This window comes from Pukyongiella litopenaei, assembly GCF_003008555.2.
Classification (GTDB): domain Bacteria; phylum Pseudomonadota; class Alphaproteobacteria; order Rhodobacterales; family Rhodobacteraceae; genus Pukyongiella; species Pukyongiella litopenaei.
Genome location: NZ_CP027665.1, coordinates 3,640,289 through 3,655,631 on the forward strand (window position 1 = coordinate 3,640,289; position 15,343 = coordinate 3,655,631).

At 67.1% G+C, this 15,343-nt stretch carries 15 protein-coding genes; 5 read left to right on the plus strand and 10 right to left on the minus strand.

Annotation, left to right across the window (positions count from 1 at the left end; translation table 11 throughout):
- Nucleotides 1-6: 6 nt before the first annotated feature.
- The 5 genes from C6Y53_RS17745 to C6Y53_RS17765 form a co-directional block, all read right to left on the minus strand.
- The gene (locus tag C6Y53_RS17745; protein ID WP_106473641.1) at nt 7-867 is read right to left on the minus strand and encodes an EamA family transporter; all 861 of its coding nucleotides are present in this window, start codon (nt 865-867) and stop codon (nt 7-9) included.
- Nucleotides 868-955: 88 nt separating this feature from the next.
- Entirely contained in the window at nt 956-1,465 is a 510-nt protein-coding gene (locus C6Y53_RS17750) for a bactofilin family protein (protein ID WP_106473642.1), read from the minus strand.
- Nucleotides 1,416-2,783 carry a M23 family metallopeptidase gene (locus C6Y53_RS17755; RefSeq protein ID WP_106473643.1) on the minus strand — a complete coding sequence of 456 codons (1,368 nt, stop codon included), beginning with the start codon at nt 2,781-2,783 and terminating at the stop codon, nt 1,416-1,418. The genes C6Y53_RS17750 and C6Y53_RS17755 overlap by 50 nt, the downstream gene beginning before the upstream one ends.
- 231 nt (nt 2,784-3,014) lie before the next feature.
- On the minus strand, nt 3,015-3,827 hold the full coding sequence (locus C6Y53_RS17760; protein ID WP_106474180.1) for a ferritin-like domain-containing protein: 813 nt from the start codon (nt 3,825-3,827) through the stop codon (nt 3,015-3,017).
- 17 nt (nt 3,828-3,844) lie between these two features.
- Nucleotides 3,845-4,306, minus strand: a complete 462-nt coding sequence (locus tag C6Y53_RS17765) for a peroxiredoxin (RefSeq protein WP_106474179.1) — start codon at nt 4,304-4,306, stop codon at nt 3,845-3,847.
- A 65-nt stretch (nt 4,307-4,371) separates the two neighbouring features.
- Between C6Y53_RS17765 and C6Y53_RS17770 the strand changes: the two genes are divergently transcribed.
- The 4 genes from C6Y53_RS17770 to C6Y53_RS17785 all read left to right on the plus strand — a co-directional run bounded on the left by C6Y53_RS17770 (nt 4,372) and on the right by C6Y53_RS17785 (nt 10,942).
- Nucleotides 4,372-7,719 carry an AsmA-like C-terminal region-containing protein gene (locus C6Y53_RS17770; protein ID WP_149615555.1) on the plus strand — a complete coding sequence of 1,116 codons (3,348 nt, stop codon included), beginning with the start codon at nt 4,372-4,374 and terminating at the stop codon, nt 7,717-7,719.
- A gap of 55 nt (nt 7,720-7,774) precedes the next feature.
- The gene (gene queA / locus C6Y53_RS17775) at nt 7,775-8,839 is read left to right on the plus strand and encodes a tRNA preQ1(34) S-adenosylmethionine ribosyltransferase-isomerase QueA (protein ID WP_106473645.1); all 1,065 of its coding nucleotides are present in this window, start codon (nt 7,775-7,777) and stop codon (nt 8,837-8,839) included.
- A gap of 106 nt (nt 8,840-8,945) precedes the next feature.
- Complete coding sequence (locus C6Y53_RS17780) at nt 8,946-10,217, plus strand: MFS transporter (protein WP_106473646.1); 1,272 nt, start codon at nt 8,946-8,948, stop codon at nt 10,215-10,217.
- A gap of 146 nt (nt 10,218-10,363) precedes the next feature.
- Nucleotides 10,364-10,942: a DUF924 family protein gene (locus tag C6Y53_RS17785; RefSeq protein ID WP_106474181.1), complete on the plus strand. Its 579-nt coding sequence runs from the start codon at nt 10,364-10,366 to the stop codon at nt 10,940-10,942.
- A gap of 32 nt (nt 10,943-10,974) precedes the next feature.
- Here C6Y53_RS17785 and C6Y53_RS17790 read toward each other — a convergent pair whose 3' ends face one another.
- Nucleotides 10,975-11,415, minus strand: coding sequence for a hypothetical protein (locus tag C6Y53_RS17790; RefSeq protein ID WP_106473647.1), 441 nt, complete (start codon nt 11,413-11,415; stop codon nt 10,975-10,977).
- A 196-nt stretch (nt 11,416-11,611) separates the two neighbouring features.
- Here C6Y53_RS17790 and lpdA point away from each other — a divergent pair, with 196 nt between their 5' ends.
- Entirely contained in the window at nt 11,612-13,006 is a 1,395-nt protein-coding gene (gene lpdA, locus C6Y53_RS17795) for a dihydrolipoyl dehydrogenase (RefSeq protein WP_106473648.1), read from the plus strand.
- A 71-nt stretch (nt 13,007-13,077) separates the two neighbouring features.
- On the opposite strand, the gene arsC is transcribed toward lpdA, so the two are convergent.
- The 4 genes from arsC to C6Y53_RS17815 are packed head-to-tail and all read right to left on the minus strand — an operon-like array spanning nt 13,078 to nt 15,237.
- Nucleotides 13,078-13,419 (minus strand): arsenate reductase (glutaredoxin), encoded by a 342-nt coding sequence (gene arsC, locus C6Y53_RS17800; RefSeq protein WP_106473649.1) that lies wholly within the window; start codon nt 13,417-13,419, stop codon nt 13,078-13,080.
- Nucleotides 13,416-14,474: a quinone-dependent dihydroorotate dehydrogenase gene (locus C6Y53_RS17805; RefSeq protein WP_106473650.1), complete on the minus strand. Its 1,059-nt coding sequence runs from the start codon at nt 14,472-14,474 to the stop codon at nt 13,416-13,418. The genes arsC and C6Y53_RS17805 overlap by 4 nt, the downstream gene beginning before the upstream one ends.
- The gene (locus C6Y53_RS17810; protein ID WP_106473651.1) at nt 14,471-14,902 is read right to left on the minus strand and encodes a DUF1330 domain-containing protein; all 432 of its coding nucleotides are present in this window, start codon (nt 14,900-14,902) and stop codon (nt 14,471-14,473) included. Before C6Y53_RS17810 ends, C6Y53_RS17805 begins: the two co-directional genes overlap by 4 nt.
- The gene (locus tag C6Y53_RS17815) at nt 14,899-15,237 is read right to left on the minus strand and encodes a DUF952 domain-containing protein (protein WP_106473652.1); all 339 of its coding nucleotides are present in this window, start codon (nt 15,235-15,237) and stop codon (nt 14,899-14,901) included. The genes C6Y53_RS17810 and C6Y53_RS17815 overlap by 4 nt, the downstream gene beginning before the upstream one ends.
- Nucleotides 15,238-15,343: the final 106 nt, after the last annotated feature.

Here is a 15,343-nt window from a genome sequence, read left to right on the forward strand (position 1 = left end):
CGCGCCTCAGGCCAGCGCCAGAACGATCACCCCGGTCAGGCAAACCGCCGCCCAGACCAGCCGCCGGGGCAGGTCGCCTTCGCCCAGCAGCAGGCTGCCGGCCAGAACGCTGAGCAGAACCGAGGTTTCGCGCACCGGCGCCACATAGGTCACCGGCGTGAAGGTCATCGCGTAGAGCACAAGGACATAGGCCATCGGGTTCAGGATCGCGATGGCCACGACCGCCCCGCGATGCCCGGTCCAGAGGGCGCGGACGGTTGCCCGGCGCCGCCAGGCGACCGGCGCCAGCAGCGTTGCCCGGCCCAGATGCGACGCATAATCCAGCAGCAGCGGCGACACGGCGAGGGTGGCGACGGTCCAGGCATCCCAGGCGGTGTAGCTGCCGATGAACAGCCCCGCCGCCAGCCCGAACCCCAGCGATGCCCCGGCATGGGCCCGACGCGAGCGGCGAAACCCGCCGGTCAGCATCAGGACGCCGATAACGATGATCGCGCCACCCAGCGCGATCTGTGGTGTCACCGCCTGGCCCAGGAAAATGGCGGCAAAACTCACCGACAGCACCGGGCCGCTGGCGCGCGCGGTCGGATAGACCAGCGACAGGTCTCCTTTGCGATAGCCGGTCTGGAGCAGCAGGAAATAGCCCAGATGCAGCAGCACGCTGACCGCGATGGCAAACAGGTCCAGCCCGCCCATCCGGTCCAGCCCGCCCAGGCCGAACCACGCCACCACCGGGGTCCAGATCGCCAGCGCGAGAACCGAAAACAGCCAGACCAGTTCCGGCCCGGCGTTCAGCCGTTTCACCAGCAGGTTCCACCCGGCATGACAGACCGCCGCGGTCAGAACCAGCGCAAGCCCGGCGGCTGTCATGGGGATGTTCCGGCGCGGCCGGCACAGAAAACAGGCGCCGGGAACGGGTCACCGGCGCCTCTGGATGGGTAGGACTGGCGTGTCTGGCTCAGGACGCCTTGGTGCCTGCGGCCGGGGCCATGGCCGGGCTGATCCCGGCGGGCTTGGGCTGCTGGGCGTTGTTGCTCAGCGGGTCGTCCTGACGCTGCACCGAGCCTTCGAAATGCGCGCCCGATTCGATGGCGATCGTCTTGTGGATGATGTCGCCCTCGACCCGCGCGGTCGCGGTCAGGCGCACTTTCAGGCCCCGCACGCGGCCCACCACATGGCCGTTCACAACCACGTCGTCGGCGGTCACTTCGCCCCGGACGGTGGCGGTCTCGCCGACGGTCAGCAGATGGGCGCGGATGTCGCCGTCGACATTGCCCTCGACCTGGATATCGCCGGTCGTCTTGATGTTGCCGGTGATGTGAAGGTCCGACGACAGGACCGATGCGGGCGGTTTGGGTTTGCTCATGCCGGGCTTTGCATCGGGGGTCACCGGCGCCGGTTTCGACGCTGCCTGGGCGTCATCGGTCGGTTTCGATCCGGGCTCGTTTATTTTGCTTTTCGAAAACATCTCTTGCAGCCTTGATATAGGTCATCGGGTTCACAGGTGCCCCGTTCACGCGGACTTCATAGTGGAGATGCGTGCCGGTGGACCGTCCGGTGTTACCCATATCACCGATGTGATCGCCGCGCGATACCCTTTGGCCCTTTTTGACGCGGATGTTGGACAGGTGGGCATAGTAGGTTTCGGTGCCGAATTCATGCTGGATGCGGATCAGCCGGCCATAGCCCGATTGCCAGCCCGCATGGGTCACGACACCCTCGGCGGTGGCAAAGACATCGGTGCCGTGGGTGCCGGCGAAATCCGATCCCTTGTGCAGCCGCCGGCCGCCGGTCTTGGGGTCGCGGCGATAGCCGAAACCGCTGGTGTAGCGCACCGATGCGTGCACCGGCATTGCGAACGGCACCTTGTCCGCGGCCATGCGATAGAGGTTCAGTTCGTCCATCTGGTCGAGGATCCGGTTCACGCGAAGCTCGTCGGCGCTGGGTTCCTCGCTGCGCGTCGAGAAGGTGATCGGGGTCAGGGGGCCGCCCTGTCCGTCATAGGCCTTGCGGATCTGTTCGAGGATGCGGTCAGGGGCCATGCCTGCATCGCGGAACAGCTTGTCCAGCGGTTCGACCGAGATCGCCATCGCCTCTTCGAGCTGGCGGAAGATCTGGTCGTTCCGCTCCTGCATCAGCTTGATCTCGAGCTCGAGCTCGTCGCGCGCATCCAGCGCGTTGCGGGCATCGACGAGAACCTGGTCGCGTTCCTGCGCCGTGTCGGCCAGCGCATCGGCCATCAGCGCAACCGACTCGGGATCCGCGCCCGTCGCGACCGAACCGTTCGCGCCGTTGGCGTCATCGGTCTGCAACTGCGTCAGCTCGTTCTTGATGGTTTCCCGGTCCTGCATCGTCTTGCGCAGGGTGGACTGGATCACCTCGATTCCGGTTTCCAGTTCTTCGCGCCGGGTTTCCGAATCCAGCAGGACCGACTGCATCACCGAGATCTGCGCCAGCGCGGCGTTGAACCGTTCCTGCGCCGCCGCCGCTTCGGCCGCGCGCGAATCCCGTTCGCCTGCCAGCGCGTTCAGCCGTTGCTGAAACGTCTGCTGATCGCGCCGGGCCTGTTCGCGGAAATTGCCCGACCCGATGCTGTCCATCAACAGGACTGCCGTGGCCACGATGGCCCAGCTGACGACCGCCGTAACGCCGACGGCGGCAATGGCCTGGGTGGAGGATCGGAGACGAATGAACCGCGTATCGGAATCTGATTTCAGGAACAGGCGGCGTTCGGGAAAGACACGTTCCAATGCCTGGTGTGCCCGGATTACGATAGGTGTGCGCATACGCCCTCGGACTTCGGTTTTTTCTATTGCGCAGGAAAGACTGCTGAACCGCTCACTCAAGAAACCTGCAGTGACAACTCTGGTTGGCAGGGTGGTTAGCGTGGCTGGGAGAGCGGGGCAAGTTGCCGAAACCCGGACCTCCCCATTTCCGGCGAAGAGATGCCGTGACGATCGGCAAGAATACGCCGATCCGACCGGATTCCTTAACACTATTCGCGAAAGATCGGCTTTTCAGCCCCGTCCCGGCTGCGACATTTCGTCAGCCAGGGGCCAGTAGAAGTCGGGCGGCAGGCCGGCCTCGGCGCGCTTTTCCTCGTTGAAGGGCGGCTTCAGCGCGCCGTGGAAATAGCGCCGCACCAGGGCGTGGAACACCTCTTTCGGGTCGTGATCCTCGCGGCCGCACAGGAAGTGGAACCACTTGGACCCATAGGCCACATGATGCACCTCCTCGGCATAGATCACGTCGAGCGCGGCCACCGCATCGCCCTGTCCGGCCTTGCGGAAAATCTCGATCATGCCGGGGGTGACATCCAGTCCACGCGCCTCGAGCACCATCGGAACGACCGCCAGCCGTCCCATCAGGTCGTCACGCGTGTCCTCGGCGGCCCGCCACATGCCCGCATGGGCGGGCATGGCGCCGTACCGGCTTCCGGCGGCTTCAAGGCAGTCGCACATCAGGTTGAAATGCTTCGATTCCTCGTCGGCGGCCTTTACCCAGTCATCGTAGAATCCCATCGGCATCGGGACATGGGCGAAACGGGCGATGATATCCCAGTGCAGGTCCACCGCGTTCAGTTCGATATGCGCGACGGCATGCAACAGCGCCACCCGCCCCGCGGCCGAACCGGGGCGGCGGCGCGGCACGTCGCGTGGCGACAGCAATTCAGGCCGGTCGGGCCGGGCCGGATGCAATGGCGGATCGGCCCGGCCGACGGGGATGGGTGTCGCGCCGGGATCCCGCGATGCCGTCCACGCCGCCGCGTATCGGCGCGACAGCGCGGTTTTCGCGCGCCCATCCGCCGTGGTCAGCACCTCGGTCGCCATCTGCGCCAGTGACAGCGTCACGATTCGCGCACCGCCTCGAGCACGGCCTCGACATGGCCGGGCACTTTCACCTTGCGCCATGCCCGCGCGATCCGGCCCTCGGCGTCGATCAGGAAGGTGGCGCGTTCGATGCCCATGAAAGTCTTGCCATACATCTTCTTTTCGACCCAGACGCCGTAATCCTCGCAGGTGGTCGCGTCGGCATCGGAGACCAGCGTCACGGTCAGGTCATGCCGGGCGACAAAGCGGTCATGGCTGGCGAGATTGTCCTTTGAAATGCCGATAACGGTCGCACCGGCGGCGTCGAAGTCACCGAGGCGCGCGGAAAATCCGACCGACTCGGTGGTGCAGCCGGGCGTGTTGTCGCGGGGATAGAAATAGAGCACCACCTTGCGTCCGCGAAGGTCGGACAGGCGAAGGGTGCCGCCACCGGTGCGCGGCAGGTCGAAATCGGGGGCGAGAGAGCCGGGTTCGAGCATGAAACCTCCTTCCGGTTGGCAGGTCAGGGGTTTCATACTAGACCGCCACGGGCAAGATGAAAGACATGCACCCGCTGGACCCCGAAGACCGGAACGAACTCCCCGTGCGCCGCCGCCGCGCGTTGCGCCGCGGTCTGGTTGCGGGTCTGGCCGTGCTGGCGCTGTTTGCCGCGCTCGCCGTCGCCGCGCTGTCGCTGCCGGGGCGGGCGATCACGGCGCCTGACTGGCTGATGACGCGGCTCGAGGCGCGGGCCGAACGCAATCTCGGCGGGCTCGGGTTGGATTTCGGCGAGGCGACCTTGGTGGTCCGGCACGGGTGGCGACCGGCGGTGCGATTGCGCGACGTGGAACTGTCCGCCGCGGACGGCACCCGGGTGGCGTTGCTGGAACGGGCCCGGATCAGCCTTTCGTTGCGGCCCCTGCTGCGCGGGCGCATCCTGGCCAAGCAGATCGATCTCGGCGGTCTCAACGTGGTCCTGCGGCGCGATGCCGGCGGCAACCTGTCGCTTGCGTTTGGTGAAAACGCCGCACCGGTGGACCAGGCCCGCAACCTGCCGGCCCTGATCGAGGACTGGGACGGGGTGCTGGATGGGCAGCCCTTTGCCGCGCTGACGCAGGTTTCGGTGCAGGGGGTCCGGTTGCGGCTGGAAGATGCGCGCGTCAATCGGCACTGGACCCTCGATGACGGGCGGCTGCAGCTTGACAAGGACGGCGCCCGGTTGCGGCTGGCCGCCAGCTTTGCCGTTCTGTCGGGTGGCCGTGTCAGCACGGTCGAGGCCAATTACGCCAGCCGCATCGGCGATCTCGCCGCCGAGTTCGGCGTGTCGTTCAGCGATGTGGACGCGCCGGACATCGCCGCCCAGAGCCCGGTCCTGGGATGGCTCGACGTGCTGCGCGCGCCGATATCCGGCGCGTTGCGCGGAAGCGTCGATGGCAGCGGTTCGGCCGGCCCAGTTTCGGCCACGTTGCAGATCGGCGCCGGGGCGCTGCAACCCACGGACGCCACCCGCCCGGTGCCGTTCTCCGGGGCGCGCGGCTATTTCACCTTCGATCCGCGGATCGGGACGCTGGTCTTTGATGAATTGTCGGTCGAAAGCGACTGGATCACCGGACGCGCCGACGGCACCGCGATGCTGTCGGGCATCGAGGCCGGGGCGCTGAGCGGGCTGGACGGGCAGTTCACGTTCCGGGGGCTGCGGCTGAACCCGGATGACCGCTATGACGAGCCGCTGGATCTGGACGGCATGACCGCCGATTTCCGGCTGGACCTGAACCCGTTCCGGCTCACGCTGGGCGAGGCGCTGGTGACGACGCCGCACGAACGGTTGCGGGCCTGGGGGGTGCTGGATGCGAACCCGGAGGGCTGGCAGCTGGCCCTCGACGCGGAGATGGGCCACCTGGCGACGGATCGGCTGCTGGTGCTCTGGCCGCAGCGCGTGGCGCCGAAACCACGCCGATGGGTCGAGACGAACCTGCATGCGGGCGATCTGAGCGATATCGATTTCGCGCTTCGTCTGGCGCAGGGAAACCGGCCCGTGATCCACGCCGATTTCGGGTTCAGCGATGTCACCGCGCGGGTCCTGAAAACCCAGCCGCCCGTCACCAACGGCACCGGCACGGCGAGCCTGACCGGAAACCGGTTCGTCGTCTCGGCGACGGGAGGACAGATCACGGCCGACCAGGGCGGCGCGCTGGATATCGCGGGCACCTCGTTCATCGTTCCCGATGTGGCGGTCAAACCCGCGACCCCCGGGCTGGTGCGGCTGAAGGCCGACGGGCCGATCACCGCCGTCCTGTCGCTGCTGAACCGGCCGCCATTGTCGGTCATCGACAAGACGCCGCTGCCGGTCGACATGGCCGATGGCCGCCTGCGCGCCGAGGGAACCATCGCCTTCCCGATGAAAAAGAAGGTGCCATTCGAGGACCTGGAGTTTCACTTCTCCGGCGATCTGACCGGGCTGCGATCGGATGTGCTGGTGCCGGGGCATGAGGTGAGCGCGCGCGCCCTTCGGATCGAAGGCAATCAGGACGCGGTGCGGATCGAGGGCGACGGGCTGATCGGTGAGCTGCCGGTCCGGGTGGCCTGGCGGCAACCGCTGGGCAAGAGCGCCGCGGGGCAGGGCAGCACCCTCACCGGCACGGTCGAGCTGTCCGCGCGCACCGTCGATACGTTCAGGCTCGGTCTGCCGCCGGGGTCGGTGGCCGGCAAGGGGCAAGCGACATTCGCGCTGGATCTGAAACCCGATACGCCGCCCGAGCTCGCGCTCAGTTCGGACCTGCGCGGGGTGCGGCTGTCGCTGGGCTCGCTGGGCTGGTCGAAAGCCGCCGACACGGCCGGCCGTCTGGACCTGTCCGCCAGGCTGGGCGACCGGGCCCGCGTCGACCGGCTGGAACTGGAGGCCGCCGGGCTATCGGTGGCGGGGCGGGTGACCACGCGGACCGGTGGCGGGCTGGACCGCGCCGAGTTCGACCGGGTCAGGCTGGGCGGATGGCTGGATGTGCGGGCGGAACTGGTGGGGCAGGGCAACGGGCCGCCGGTCATCCGGGTGCATGGCGGGCAGCTGGACCTGCGCCGCGCCAGTTTCGGCCGTGGCTCGGGGACCGGAGCATCGGGGCCGCTCGATGCGGCGCTGGACCGGTTGCAGGTCACCGATACCATCGCGCTGACCGGGTTCACCGGGAACTTCGTCACCACAGGCGGCCTGTCGGGGCCGTTCCGGGGGCGCATCAATGGCGGGGCGGCGGTGACCGGCCGGATCGCGCCGCAGGCCGGGCGCAGCGCGATCCACCTGAAATCGGACGATGCCGGCGGCGTGTTCCGCGATGCGGGCATCCTGCGCAACGGGCGCGGCGGCGAACTCGACCTGACCCTGACCCCGGCCAGCACGCCCGGCGAATTCAATGGCCGCCTGGCGGTGCGCGACACGCGGGTGCAGGATGCGCCTGCGATGGCCGCGCTGCTTAATTCGATAAGCCTGGTCGGGCTGCTCAACGAATTGTCGGGCCAGGGGATCCTGTTCGGCAATGTCGATGCGCGGTTCCGGCTGGGCCCGAGGCAGCTGACGCTGTTCGAAAGCAGCGCCACCGGCGCGTCGATCGGCCTGTCGATGGATGGGATCTATGATGTGGTCAACGGACGGCTGAACATGCAGGGTGTGGTCTCTCCGATCTACATGCTGAACGCGGTTGGCGCGCCGCTCAGCCGCAGGGGCGAAGGGCTGATCGGTTTCAACTACACGCTGACCGGGGCCGCGGCGTCGCCGAATGTCAGTGTCAATCCGCTCTCTGCGCTGGCGCCCGGTATCCTGCGCGATCTGTTCCGGGGCGCGCCGCCGCCCTCGGACGGCAGCCCCGCGCCGCAACCGCGCCGCCGCCCGCGAACGCCGTCGGACGACCCGGCCGGCGGTCGCTGACGCCGGCGCCAAGTCAGCGCTGGCCAAGCCGCCCGACTGATCCTATAGCGCCCCCATGAAACTGAGCGATTTCGATTACCAGTTGCCGGACCGGCTGATCGCGACGCGGCCTGCGTCGCCGCGCACATCGGCGCGGCTGCTGGTGGCCGAGGGCGACGCGATCGCGGATTCGGCGGTGCGCGACCTGGGCCAATGGCTGCGCCCCGGCGACCGGCTGGTGCTGAACGACACCCGCGTGATCCCGGCGCGCCTCGACGGGCGCCGCTGGCGCAGCGGGCCGCAGGGGCGCACATCCGCTCATATCAGCGTCACCCTGCTCGAGCCCTGTGCCGATGGCTGCTGGACCGCGCTGCTCAAGCCGCTGAAGAAACTGAAACCGGGCGAGACCATCGAGTTTGCCGCCGGGCTGGCTGCGCAGTTCGAACGGGTCGAGGACGGGCAGGCGCATCTGCGGTTCAACCTCGCCGGCGACAGTTTCGACGAGGCGCTGTTACAGGCGGGCGACATGCCGTTGCCCCCCTATATCGCCGCCCGGCGCGCCGCCGATGACCGGGACCGCACGGATTACCAGACCGTCTGGGCGCGCAACCCCGGCGCGGTCGCGGCCCCCACCGCATCGCTGCATTTCGATGATGCGCTGCTCGATGGCCTGCGGGCGCGGGGGATCGATTTCACCCATGTCACCCTGCATGTCGGCGCGGGCACCTTCCTGCCGGTCAAGGTCGAGGACGTGACCACGCACCGGATGCATGCCGAATGGGGCGAGGTGAGCGAAGCCGCCGCCGCCGAGATAGCCGCGACCCGCGCCGCGGGCGGGCGCGTGATCCCGGTTGGCACCACCGCCCTGCGGCTGATCGAGACCGCGGCGCGGGGCGGCGCCATCGCGCCATGGCGGGCCGAGACCGACATCTTCATCTATCCCGGCTTCGAGTTTCGGGTGACCGACGCTCTGATGACCAATTTTCACCTGCCTAAATCGACCCTGCTGATGCTGGTATCCGCGCTGATGGGTCAGGATCGCATCCGCGCGATCTATGATCACGCGCTGCGGCGCGAATACCGGTTCTTTTCCTATGGCGATGCCTCGCTGCTGGTGCCCGATCCGGCGCCGGGCCGCTAGAAGATACGAAAGCGACGGCTTTTTGTCGTAGACTGACCCGGCAGGATGCGGGCGTGATCTGCTAGCAGGCGGGCAGGGAGCGGATGGGCGGCAAGAGGAATGGCGGATGTTCCAGGTTCTGGGAAGCGCATGGGCGCTGCTCTTGGGGATGATGCTGCTGATGGTCGGCAACGGGCTTCAGGGCACGTTGCTGGGCGTGCGCGGCGAGATCGAGGGCTTTTCGACCTTCGAGATGTCCATCGTCATGTCCTGCTATTTCGTCGGCTTTCTGGGCGGGTCGCGGCTGGCGCCTGATATGATCCGCCGGGTCGGCCATGTGCGTGTCTTCGCGGCCCTTGCGTCGTTCATCTCGGCGGTGATGATCCTCTATCCGGCCTTTACCAACCCGATCGCGTGGTCGCTGGGGCGGGTCGTCATCGGGTTCTGTTTCTCGGGCGTTTATGTGACCGCCGAAAGCTGGCTGAACGATGCCGCCGACAACGAGAATCGCGGCCAGGCGCTGTCGCTCTACATGATCGTCCAGATGGCCGGCGTGGTCACCGCGCAGGCGCTGCTGCTGGTGGGGGATCCGTCCGGATACGAAACCTTCGTGCTCGCCTCGGTGCTGATCTCGATTTCCTTCGCGCCGATCCTGCTGTCGATTTCGCCGGTGCCGGCCTTCGAGACCACGCAGCCGATGAGCCTGCAGCGGCTGCTGCAGATTTCGCCGTTGGGTTGTGTCGGCATGTTCCTGATGGGCGGCGTGTTTTCGGCGCTGTTCGGGATGAGCGCGGTCTATGGCGCGAAGGTCGGGCTCAGCCTGGTCCAGATTTCGATGTTCGTCGCGGCGTTTTATGTGGGGGCGACGATCTTTCAGTATCCGCTGGGCTGGCTGTCGGACCGCATGGATCGCCGGCTGCTGATCCTCGGGGTCGCGGCCGGGGCGGGGGCGGCATCGGTGACCGCGATGACGCTTGGGGACAATTTCGGGGTTCTCCTGACCGCCGCCATCGTGATCGGCGGCCTTTCGAACCCGCTCTATTCGCTGCTGATCGCGCATACCAACGATTATCTCGATCACCAGGACATGCCGGCGGCCTCGGCCGGGCTGGTGTTCATCAACGGGCTGGGGGCGATCTTTGGTCCGCTGATCAATGGCTGGCTGATGGATGACGGCGTGGTGGGGCCGCAGGGGTTCTTCCTGTTCATGGCCTGCCTGTTGCTGGCGCTGGCCGGTTATGCCGCGTATCGCACCACGCGCCGCCCGGCCGTGCCGCTCGAGGAAACCGGGATCATGACACCGATGGTGCCGACGGGGTCACCCGTTGCGGTTGAGCTGGCCCAGGAATACGCGATCGAAACCGATCTCGATGAACAGGGCGCCGAATTCGAGCGTTAGCGCCCAAAGTCGGAAGGCTGACGCAGGGGCAGGTTTGCAACAGTTTCATGTCATGTCGAAGCTGTTGCAAAAAGTTACTGGTTTGGCTAAGATTCCAGTATTTTAGTGTTGTTAGTTGGGGGGCGTTTAGGAGTGGAGCTATGCTCATGGTTGGCCCTGAAGAAGTACTGAGTTTCTGGTTGGATGACGTGGGGGGCGACAAGTGGTTCGCCCAGGATGCGGCACTGGACGCCGAAATCACCAGTCGGTTCAAGGATGCGTGGGACGCGGCGCGTAGCGGGCAGTTCGGTCTGTGGTTGACCTACCCGAGCGGGGCGCTGGCCTATATCATCCTCACCGACCAGTTTCCGCGCAACATGTTCCGTGGATCGCCGATGGCCTTTGCCACGGATCGGGCGGCACTGGCGGCGGCGAAGGTTTCGGTGGACCGGAAATGGGATCTGCGGATCGACGAACCGGCGCGCAGCCTGTTCTACATGCCGATGATGCATTCCGAGAACCTGTGCGACCAGGAACGCTGCATCCGCCTGATCTGCGAACGGATGCCCGAAACCGGCGCGCAGTATCTCATGCATGCCAAGGCGCATCGCGAGATCATCCGCCAGTTCGGCCGGTTTCCCTATCGCAACGACGCGCTGCATCGCGACACCACGCCGCCCGAGACCGAGTTCGTCACCAATGGCGGTTACGGGCGGACGCTGCGCGAGTTGCGGATGGCAAGCTGACCCGGCCCTGATCCGGCCCTGACCCGACCGGGTCAGGACGTGGGTGAGGGTTCCGGTGCGGTGCAGCCGCGCAGTTCTGCCGCCTTGGCGCCAAAGGATTCGGCGGCGGTCGTGATCGCGTGATCGACCAGCCGTTCCGGAGTGCCGGCCAGGTCCCGGAGGCTGTCGCGCATCTCGTCCAGCTGTGCCTCGATCCGCGCGCTGCTCGCCCCGATCCTGGCCCGCGCTTCCGCGCTCAGTTCGCTGCTGCCGGATTGCAGCGATGCCAGGTCTGCCCGCAGCCCGGCGACCTCGTCGCGAACGGTCTGAATCTCATCGTTCAGGGGCGCGACGATTTCCAGGTTGCTGGCAAAGTCCACCGCGATCCTGTCGACGGTTTTCGACAATTGCCACAGCAGGAACAGGCAGACGGCCGCCAGAAGCAGCGTGGCGTTCAGCAAGGCCAGGACAAGGTTCTTCAGCAATCTGCCCATCGGGCGGCTCCTCGGTTTTCTTCTGCATTCCGTTGCATTGGTAGCGGGTCGTGGCCAAGCTGCAAAGGGCGTCGCGACGCCGGTGGCGGCTGTTTGCCCTGTCCGCCCGCGCCGGCCAGAGGGGGCGTTGATGCTCCCGGAAAAATAGTTTAACGGTAAACTAGTTTTTCGACCGCCAGACCCAGAGGGGGATACCATGTCTTCGAAATCCTTTGACGTTGTCGTGATCGGGGCCGGGCCCGGGGGGTATGTGGCCGCGATCCGGGCGGCGCAGCTCGGGTTGCGCACTGCCGTGGTCGAGCGGGAACATCTGGGCGGCATCTGCCTGAACTGGGGCTGCATCCCGACCAAGGCGCTGCTGCGGTCCGCCGAGGTGTTTCACCTGATGCACCGCGCCAAGGATTTCGGCCTGAAGGCGGAGGGCGTGGGATATGATCTGGATGCGGTGGTCAAGCGGTCGCGCGGTGTGGCCGGGCAATTGTCGGGCGGGATCGGGCATCTGCTGAAGAAGAACAAGGTCACCGTGGTGATGGGCGAGGCGACGATCCCTGCAACAGGCAGGGTCGCGATCAAGACCGACAAGGGCACCGAGGAGTTGACGGCGAAGAATATCGTTCTGGCCACCGGTGCGCGGGCGCGGGAGCTGCCGGGGCTGGAGGCCGATGGCGATCTGGTCTGGACCTACAGGCACGCGCTGCTGCCGCCGCGGATGCCGGGCAAGCTGCTGGTCATCGGCTCGGGCGCGATCGGGATCGAATTCGCGAGCTTCTTCAACACGCTGGGCGCCGACACCACCGTGGTCGAGGTGATGGAGAGGGTGCTGCCGGTCGAGGACGCCGAGATCTCGGCCTTTGCCAGGAAGGCATTTACCAAGCAGGGCATGACGATCATGGAAAAGGCCATGGTCAGCCGGCTCGATCGCGGCAAGGGCAAGGTCACCGCGCATATCGACCGGGGCGGCAAGGTGGAGAAGCATGATTTCGACACCGTGATCTCTGCCGTGGGCATCGTCGGCAACACCGAGGGTCTGGGGCTGGAGAAGCTGGGCGTGACGGTCGACCGGACGCATGTGGTGGTAGATGAGTTCTGCCGCACCGGCGTCGACGGGCTCTATGCCATCGGTGACATCGCGGGCGCGCCCTGGCTGGCGCACAAGGCCTCGCATGAGGGCGTGATGGTGGCGGAACTGATCGCCGGCCGGCACGCCCATCCGGTGCGCCCCGAATCGATTGCCGGCTGCACCTATTGCCATCCGCAGGTGGCCTCGGTGGGCTATTCCGAGGCGAAGGCCCGCGAGCTCGGCCACGAGGTCAGGGTCGGCCGGTTCCCGTTCATAGGCAACGGCAAGGCGATTGCGCTGGGTGAGCCCGAGGGGCTGGTCAAGACCGTGTTCGATGCCAAAACCGGCGAGTTGCTGGGGGCGCATATGATCGGGGCGGAGGTGACCGAGATGATCCAGGGCTATGTGGTCGGGCGCACGCTGGAAACCACCGAGGCCGAACTGATGCAAACGGTGTTCCCGCATCCGACCCTGTCGGAGATGATGCATGAAAGCGTGCTCGACGCCTATGATCGGGTGATCCACATGTGATGCAATGCGGGGAGCGCCCTGGCGGGCGCTGTCTCCGGCGGGGATATTTCCGGCAAGAGGAAGGGGCGGGCCTAAAGCAGGTCGAGCAGCCGTTCCGGCGGCCGCCCGATGATCGCCCGGTCGCCCAGGATGGCCAGCGGGCGTTCGATCAGGATCGGGTGTGCGGCCATCGCGTCGAGCAGGGCGTCATCGCTGCTGTCACGGGTCAGGCCGAGATCGCGAAACACCTTTTCGCCGGTGCGAATCATGTCGATTGGGGCGAGCCCCAGCGCCGCGCGCGCGGTTTCGATCTCGGCGCGCGTGGGCGGGTCGTCCAGGTAGCGGCGCACGGTCAGAGCGGCGGCGCGGTCTTGCAGCAGCGCCAGCCCGGCGCGGGATTTCGAGCAGCGCGGATTGTGCCAGTAGTCGATCATGTCCAGTCTCCGGTTCCGGTGCCGACCGCGTCGGCGACCGTTTCAAAACCGTCACGGGTCAGCAGGGTTTCCAGCCCGGTCGCAATGCGGGCCGCCAGCGAGACCCCGTGATAGACCATCGCGGTGTAAAGCTGCAGTGCCGATGCCCCGGCCCGGATCTTGGCATAGGCCTGGTCGGCCGACCCGATGCCACCCACGCCGACCAGCGGCACCCGGCCTTCGGTCAACCGATGGAGCCGGGCCAGCACGCGGGTCGATTTCGCGAACAGCGGCGCCCCCGACAGGCCGCCGGTTTCATCCACGTGGGGGCCGTGTAGCCCGTCGCGGTCCAGCGTGGTATTGGTGGCGATCACCGCGTCGATGCCGCTGTCGAGCGCGATCTCGGCGATATCGGCAAGCTCCGCTTCGTCCAGATCGGGTGCGATTTTCAGGAATATCCGCACCGGGTTCGGCAGCGTGTCGCGCAGTGCGATCACGTCCGCGAGCAGCGCCGACAGCGCCGCCTTGCCCTGCAGGTCGCGCAGTTTCTCGGTATTGGGCGACGACACGTTCACCGTCGCGAAATCGAGATGCGGGCCGCAGCATTCGAGCACGCGGGCGAAATCGGCGGGGCGGTCGGCGCTGTCCTTGTTGGCGCCGAGATTGAGCCCGACGACCGCATCGCGGGGCCGGCCGGCCAGCCGTGCGGCAATCGCCTCCATGCCGTCATTGTTGAAGCCGAACCGGTTTATGGCGGCGCGGTCCGCCGCCAGCCGGAACAGGCGCGGGCGCGGGTTGCCGTCCTGCGGGCGCGGCGTGGCGGCGCCGACCTCGATGAACCCGAACCCGGCGCGGGACAGCGGGGCGATGGCGACCGCGTTCTTGTCGAACCCGGCGGCCAGGCCGACCGGGTTGGGCAGGTCCAGGCCCGCCAGCCGGGTGCGCAGGCGCGGCGACGTGACCGGGCCGGGCGCCGGTGCCAGGCCCAGTTGCAGCGCCCTGAGCGCGAGCCCATGCGCGGTTTCCGGGTCCAGCCGGTGCATCGCCGCCAGTCCGATCCGTTCCGCCAGGCTCATCCGAACATGTCCCCGGTCTCGGCCGGTGCGCAGCGGATCAGGCGCGAGGTTTCGACGGCGGCCTGCCGATGCACCACGGCCTGCCGATAGACCGGATCGGTGACCATTTCGAGAAAGGCATGGGCGGTCGGATAGCGGGCCACGAAGATCTCGTCCCAGGTTTCATCGGCGGGGCCGATCAGCATCGCCTGGAACCCGCCGCGCCAGAGGATGACGGCGCCGAGCCGGGCGATGACCGGTGCGGTTTCGCGGCCGTAATGCGCATAGGCCTGGGCGCCCGTCAGCCCGGCATCGGCCAGCGGGTGATCGGCGGGATAGGCGGCGCGGTCGCGAAACCGCACGAGGTTCAGCATCTCGATGGGCTGGTCGCGGTCGAGCGCCTTGAACGCCTCGAACCGGGCGCGGTCGGGATCGACATGGCGGGTCATGCCATCTCCGGTGGAAAGACATGGGTGCCGTTTTCCAGCGGCAGGGGCCGGGTCCAGACCACGTCGCCCAGCCGCAGGGCCCGGTAGAGATGGGGAAACAGGGCCCCGCCGCGCGACGGTTCCCATTTCAGGGCGTCGCCGCAACGATCGGCATCCACCGCCAGCAGCACCAGCCCGGTCGCGCCGGCGAAATGCCGGGCGGCGGTTTCGGCGGCCTGTGCGGCGGTCGAGAAATGGATGTAGCCATCGGCGAGATCGACCGGCGCCCCGCCGGTTTTGCCCGCCGCCTGCAGCGCCTGCCATTCGTCGGCGCGGAAAATCTTGTAGATCAGCATGGCGCGGTGATGCCGTGGGCGGCGCGGGGAATCAAGCGGCTTTGCCGTGGCGGCCCCGGGTCAGAGGCAAATTGACAGGCGCGGGATTGCATCGCACCATCGCGCC

Coding starts and splice junctions, on each gene's coding strand:
- C6Y53_RS17745 (WP_106473641.1), bottom strand. CDS start 867: ATGACAGCCGCCGGGCTTGCGCTGGTTCTGACCGCGGCGGTCTGTCAT.
- C6Y53_RS17750 (WP_106473642.1), bottom strand. CDS start 1,465: ATGTTTTCGAAAAGCAAAATAAACGAGCCCGGATCGAAACCGACCGAT.
- C6Y53_RS17755 (WP_106473643.1), bottom strand. CDS start 2,783: ATGCGCACACCTATCGTAATCCGGGCACACCAGGCATTGGAACGTGTC.
- C6Y53_RS17760 (WP_106474180.1), bottom strand. CDS start 3,827: ATGGCGACCGAGGTGCTGACCACGGCGGATGGGCGCGCGAAAACCGCG.
- C6Y53_RS17765 (WP_106474179.1), bottom strand. CDS start 4,306: ATGCTCGAACCCGGCTCTCTCGCCCCCGATTTCGACCTGCCGCGCACC.
- C6Y53_RS17770 (WP_149615555.1), top strand. CDS start 4,372: ATGCACCCGCTGGACCCCGAAGACCGGAACGAACTCCCCGTGCGCCGC.
- queA (WP_106473645.1), top strand. CDS start 7,775: ATGAAACTGAGCGATTTCGATTACCAGTTGCCGGACCGGCTGATCGCG.
- C6Y53_RS17780 (WP_106473646.1), top strand. CDS start 8,946: ATGTTCCAGGTTCTGGGAAGCGCATGGGCGCTGCTCTTGGGGATGATG.
- C6Y53_RS17785 (WP_106474181.1), top strand. CDS start 10,364: ATGGTTGGCCCTGAAGAAGTACTGAGTTTCTGGTTGGATGACGTGGGG.
- C6Y53_RS17790 (WP_106473647.1), bottom strand. CDS start 11,415: ATGGGCAGATTGCTGAAGAACCTTGTCCTGGCCTTGCTGAACGCCACG.
- lpdA (WP_106473648.1), top strand. CDS start 11,612: ATGTCTTCGAAATCCTTTGACGTTGTCGTGATCGGGGCCGGGCCCGGG.
- arsC (WP_106473649.1), bottom strand. CDS start 13,419: ATGATCGACTACTGGCACAATCCGCGCTGCTCGAAATCCCGCGCCGGG.
- C6Y53_RS17805 (WP_106473650.1), bottom strand. CDS start 14,474: ATGAGCCTGGCGGAACGGATCGGACTGGCGGCGATGCACCGGCTGGAC.
- C6Y53_RS17810 (WP_106473651.1), bottom strand. CDS start 14,902: ATGACCCGCCATGTCGATCCCGACCGCGCCCGGTTCGAGGCGTTCAAG.
- C6Y53_RS17815 (WP_106473652.1), bottom strand. CDS start 15,237: ATGCTGATCTACAAGATTTTCCGCGCCGACGAATGGCAGGCGCTGCAG.